The 5,226-nt window shown below is 69.1% G+C and carries 5 protein-coding genes; 1 reads left to right on the top strand and 4 read right to left on the bottom strand.

Annotation, left to right across the window (positions count from 1 at the left end; all coding sequences use genetic code 11):
• The coding region (locus AB0C69_RS37635; RefSeq protein ID WP_360360547.1) for a dihydrofolate reductase family protein at positions 1-598 on the top strand (598 nt) is incomplete at its 5' end.
• A 755-nt stretch (positions 599-1,353) separates the two neighbouring features.
• Here the strand turns inward: AB0C69_RS37635 and AB0C69_RS37630 are convergent.
• The 4 genes from AB0C69_RS37630 to AB0C69_RS37615 all read right to left on the bottom strand — a co-directional run bounded on the left by AB0C69_RS37630 (position 1,354) and on the right by AB0C69_RS37615 (position 5,082).
• Positions 1,354-3,015 (bottom strand): TROVE domain-containing protein, encoded by a 1,662-nt coding sequence (locus AB0C69_RS37630; protein WP_360360544.1) that lies wholly within the window; start codon positions 3,013-3,015, stop codon positions 1,354-1,356.
• A gap of 456 nt (positions 3,016-3,471) precedes the next feature.
• On the bottom strand, positions 3,472-4,089 hold the full coding sequence (locus tag AB0C69_RS37625; protein ID WP_360360541.1) for an exonuclease: 618 nt from the start codon (positions 4,087-4,089) through the stop codon (positions 3,472-3,474).
• Between the two features lie 78 nt (positions 4,090-4,167).
• Positions 4,168-4,950 carry a DNA-formamidopyrimidine glycosylase family protein gene (locus AB0C69_RS37620; RefSeq protein ID WP_360360538.1) on the bottom strand — a complete coding sequence of 261 codons (783 nt, stop codon included), beginning with the start codon at positions 4,948-4,950 and terminating at the stop codon, positions 4,168-4,170.
• Between the two features lie 24 nt (positions 4,951-4,974).
• Positions 4,975-5,082: a hypothetical protein gene (locus AB0C69_RS37615; protein WP_360360550.1), complete on the bottom strand. Its 108-nt coding sequence runs from the start codon at positions 5,080-5,082 to the stop codon at positions 4,975-4,977.
• Positions 5,083-5,226: the final 144 nt, after the last annotated feature.

Genomic DNA, 5,226 nt, shown 5'->3' with positions numbered 1-5,226 from the left:
GCTCGACCTCGTTGCCCAGTCACCCGGCGGCCCCGACGAGGACCCGGTGGGGTTCCCGTTCGGCGGGTGGCAGGCGCCCTTGATGGACGAGGCCGCCGGCGCACAGGTCGTCGCCGCGTACGAGGGCACGGACGCTCTCCTGCTCGGTCGGCGGACGTACGAGATCTTCGCCGCCTACTGGCCGCACCAGAGAGGCGAGGACAACGAGATCGCCGCGCTCTTCAACAGCGTCCCGAAGTACGTGGCCTCCCGTGGCAGGCCGGACCTCTCCTGGGCCGACTCCACGCGGCTCGGCCCGGACCTGGCCGGCGCGGTCCGCGAGATCCGTGACCGGCACGAGCACGTGAAGGTCGTCGGGAGCCTGAACCTGGTGCAGACCCTTCTGCGCGAGAAGCTCTTCGACCGCCTCGACCTCTGGGTGTACCCGATCGTGCTCGGCGTCGGGAAGAAGGTCTTCGACGGTGGGGCGGTGCCCATGAACGTCACCCTCCTCGAACCGCCGGCAGCCGCCCCGAACGGCACCGTGTACCTGCGCTACGGCCTGGCCGACGGGACGCCCGAGACGGGCGACATGACCGTCCCCGACCGCGGGGTCTGAGCCGCCTCCTCGCCCGTCGGGTGCGGTGGCCGGTCACGCCGTCGCCGTCGATCGCAGCGTAGGCCGAAGACCGCGCTGACCGCACAGAGCAGCAAGTAGGACCAACGTCGGCCTTTGCTTTGATCTCCCCATCGATCATCTCCAGTCGCTTCTGGCAGTAGGCGTACGTGGCCGCCGTGGCGGCCAGGACGCCGATACCCGGAATCCAGCTGGGAATCTGCCGGCCCAGGACATGGAACGCCGGTAGGGCGTCCGAGAACAAGTTCCCGCCCGAGCCGCCGACGGTATCCCTTGCATGACCTCCAGCCGAACCATCGAAGAACGACCTGGAAGGCCATGTTGTTCGCTCCCAGAGCGGTGCCCAGCAGAAGGGCCTGCTTCCAGACGGCCCAACGGCACCACAACGACGGCCGAAAGAAGTACCACGAGACCGCCGTCCCGAAGATGACGGAGACAAGCGCCGCCGTCACCGGTCCGACATGACTCACCGGCGCCCTCTCTTCCGATTCACGAGATCCCCTTTGGTTTGTGGAGCGCGCCAGGAGGATCTCGGGACGTTCTGCCCGGTCCTGGTCGCGCCCGCTATGCGGAGCAACTCAAGAGCCGGGACGGCTCTTCAGTTTTTATGGTCGTGCCATTACTCTATAAGAGAGAATTTACGGCCGAAGGTGAATCCAGGATCGAGAAAAGAGAATGGTGCTCGCGAAATGCCTTCGAATTCATCTCCGGGGCAGACCGCCGTCTGCCCCGGAGATTCAACGGATGTAGCCGTTCACGACCATCGGCAGCGACGCGTCCAGGCCCGCCATGTTCAGCACGCCCTCGTCGCGGGGGTTGCCAATGGTGTGCCCGTTCGCGGCCATCGCCGCGAGCAGGACCCGAACGTCGCCGTTCACGGTCTGGCGGTAGGCGTCCAGAGCCTGCGACGCGTGCTGCCGTCCAGCCCACGTCTCTTTGTCGGTGAACAGCACCATCCCGTCCACCTCAAGACGCTGATGCTGCGCCCACTGGAACGGCTGCGACAGATCCGTGCCGCCGCCCGACGGACGCCAACGGGAGATCTCCCGCAGGTTCGTGCGCGCCGTCACCTGGGACGCGCGGACCTGGGTGTCGACGTCGATGACGTGGCAGTTGCCGCGCTCGATCCGGTTCAGGATGACCGCCATCGCGTTCGCGACCTCGTAGCAGGACCCGAGCGGCGCACCACCCGAGGTGATGTGGTGGAAGCTCATGGACCCGGAGGAGTCCACCGCCACCAGCAGGCGCCGACCGGACGGCTCCATGTGCCCGAACGACAGCTCGTACGCCTCTTCGAGCGCGTCGACGATGGCCGGGACCGGCGACCAGTGCTGCACGTCCGCGTGCGGGTGCGGCTGCGCGCGACCGCTCCCGTACACGCGCAGGGCGAGGAACAGGTCCATCGGGTGGATCCGGGCCTTCGCGAGCGCGCCGGCGTCGGTGAGCCGGTCCGCGGCGCGTCGGGTCGCGTCACCCATCGGCGTCAGCGTCCCGATCCGGGTCATGCGGGACAGGTTCCGAAGCAGCGCGGTCATCCCGATCGTGTCGACGAGCTCGTCCCACACGCCTGGCTCGGTGAGAACCGCGTCCGGCAGGAACTCCCACGGCACGCCCCGGGACCGCACCACGTCCATCGCGTCGACCGGGCCGGTGACGGCCTGCGCGGCGAGGAACGCGTCCACTGCGGGCACCCGCGCGCGGACGTCATCGTCGGAGGCGTTCCCGGCGATCCATCCGAACAGCGCACGCCGCGCCGGCGAGTCGGCCTTGGGGTGCGCGATGCGGAGCGCGTCCCGCAGCGCGAACGCCTCCCCGGCCGGGGTCCTGCGCTGCCGAGCCTTGCACACTCGCCACGCGACCTGGTCGACGTCGCCGTTGAGGAACCACGACGCGAGCGCGGTCCGCATCGCCCGCCCGACCACAGGCGCCGTGCCGCTGCCGGTGGCCTTGCCGCCGAGGTTCTTCCAGTAGCCGAAGAATGACGCGAGATGGTCCGTGGTCCGCGCGACCTGCGCCAGCGATGCCTTCACGGCCTGCCGGGTGCCGGCGTCGCCGCGCGCCGCGGCGGCGGCCATGACGAAAAGCGCGGGACGGTTCTTCGGAGCACGCGGCGGACGCGCCGTTGAGATCGCCGTCGCGAGGCCGACGACCCGGACGCCGTCCGCGGCGATGGCGTCGAACACGACCTGCGCGTTGTCCGCAGTGAGCCTGTCTTCGCCGACGTAGTAGGTGCCGCCGGTGGTGCCGAGGATGAGGAAGTCCTCCAGCCGCGTCCACAGGTCCTTGGCGAACCCGTAGCCGCCGGCGTTGTTGCGGACCTGCTCGGTCTCACGGCCGGGAATCGGCCGGCTCTGCGGCGTCTGCACGGTGGACACCGAAGCAAGAGGGTCACGGGCCATCAACGGCCTCCAAAGAATTCGACCCGCCTCAGGGGCGGATGTGGGGGAGGAGCAAGCGCACAGGGGAGGGCGGATGTGGTGGCGTCCACCGGGTTTTTAAGTCCAATGCTCTTCCTGGCTGAGCTACCACCCGGCATTGCCGGGTGGGCAGGATTCGAACCTGCGACCGTTGGATCCGATAACCGACGGGCTTCGACCCGCCCTTCCCCTGTGCGTCGCTCGGCCCGTAGGGCCGGGTACACGCACGGATGTGGGAACGACCACCGGATTGCGTCTATTCGAAAGAGATAACCGATGGTCTTCGACCCGTGCGTGCACCGGACCCGACGCGCTGATCAAAAGGTAGCCCGCTCCAAAACAGCTCGCATCCGAATATCGCCCGGTTCCGACGGTGAGGCGGCCATGGTCCAGGCCATGCACCCGACACCCCGCGCGTAGCCGCCCGCTGATCGCGCGTCACTCCGCAAGGTCCTCACTTGGCCGACGCGGGGGCCCGGACCAGCGGACCAAGTTGTGGAACAGCTCCGCCTGCTCGATGGCGTCATCCAGCGCATTGTGCGTGTGCGGTCGGTCGGACAGCAGCTCGGCGGGCATCTGGCGTTTGGTCGAGCGGGTGATCGGAGTGCCGGCCTTGGCGGCGTACATGCTCTTGAGATCCAGGTGCCGGGAGTGGCCGAACGGAGATCCCGCGTCGGTGAACCGCGTCCAGTACCAGTACAGGAACATCCAGTCGAAGCCGAGCGGATAGGCCACGAACACCGGCGAGGCATCCGCCGCGCTCGCCACCGCGGTCACCCAGGCGGTCGCCGCGCTCATCGCCTCACCCGGATCACGGCCCTCGATCGCGAGGTGGTCGCGGTCCAGGCCGCTGACGGCCAGTGCCTCAGGGACGTAGGCGTCGCTGATCGGTTTCAGTTCCGCGTAGAACGTTGTCTCGGCAGGATCGGCCGGCTTGAACGCACGCCCGTCAAAGGTTCCGCAGGCGCTCATGCCAAAGCTCAGCATGGAGTAAGGCCCAGGAATCGGCCCGTCGGCCTCAGCGTCAACCGAGATGTACACCTCAGGCTTGCCCATCCTCGACCTCCTTGACATCTCCGAACATGATCCCGCGTCAGGCCCAGCGTCATCGCGGTTGAGACGTCAATCGGCTTGTCATGGTTCACGGGGTTGGCAGGTGGGGCACCAGACTGTTCTGCGGCCGGAGAGGCGGCGGCTCTCCAGAGGGGTGCCGCAGCGGGGGCAGGTGGGGGCCGGGGTGTCTCGGGCTCCGGTCAGCCAGGTTCTTCGGGGTGGGACCCGTTCGGCCTTGATGGAGGCGCGGAGGACGCGGCGCATCGCTCTGTGGAGGGTGGTGACTTCTGAGGCGGTCAGGGCGCGGGCGGGGCGCAGGGGGTTGATGCGGGCTCGCCAGCAGATCTCGTCGGCCAGGAGGTTGCCCAGGCCGGCGGTGACCGTCTGGTCCGTGAGGGTGGTCTTGAGGCGGCCTCGGTGGGCGCCGAGGGTCGCGGCCAGGTCGTCGCGGGAGAGGTCCAGGGCGTCCGGGCCGAGGTTTCCGAGGGTCTCGTCTGCCTGCCTGTCGTCGGCGGCCAGGTGGACGCCCTGGAGTTTGCGCATGTCGCGGAAGCGGAGTTCGCCGTCGGGGAGCCTCCAGATGACGCGGTCGTGCCGGTGGCGCGGCTCGTCCGGGTGGTGCCAGGTGAGCGAGCCCGTCATGCCGAAGTGGAGCAGGACGACCGGGCCCTGCGCCGGGGCCAGCAGCCACTTGCCGTGGCGGTGCGGTTCCTCGAAGCGGTGGCCGCGCAGCGCGGTGCTCAGGCGCCGGGCGGTGACTCCGCGCAGGACGCCGGGGTCGAGCACCGACACTGAGGCGATCGGCTCGTCGGTGTGCTCGGCGAGCACCCGGCGGAAGCCTTCGACGTCGGGAAGTTCCGGCATGGCGGGTCCCTACCCGCTGGCGGGTCAGGTCTGCGGGACGACGTGCGGCGCGATGCTGGAGAGCTTCTCGCAGGTCTCCTCGTATTCGCGGTCGGGGGTCGAGGCGCTGACGATGCCCGCGCCGGCGCGCAGCCACGCCTGGCCGTTCTCGGCGATCGAGGCGGAACTGGACCGGGGAGCGGCCAGGTGACCTACGTGAAGGTGTGCGCGCTGGACGAGGTCCCCGCCGACGGCACCGCTCCGCGCGACGACGACGGGCGTGCCGTCGACCTCGAC

This window comes from Actinomadura sp. NPDC048032 (genome assembly GCF_040653175.1).
Classification (GTDB): domain Bacteria; phylum Actinomycetota; class Actinomycetes; order Streptosporangiales; family Streptosporangiaceae; genus Spirillospora; species Spirillospora verrucosospora.
The sequence above is the reverse complement of the archived record's forward strand: the minus strand, read 5'-3'. Positions and strand labels throughout refer to the sequence as shown.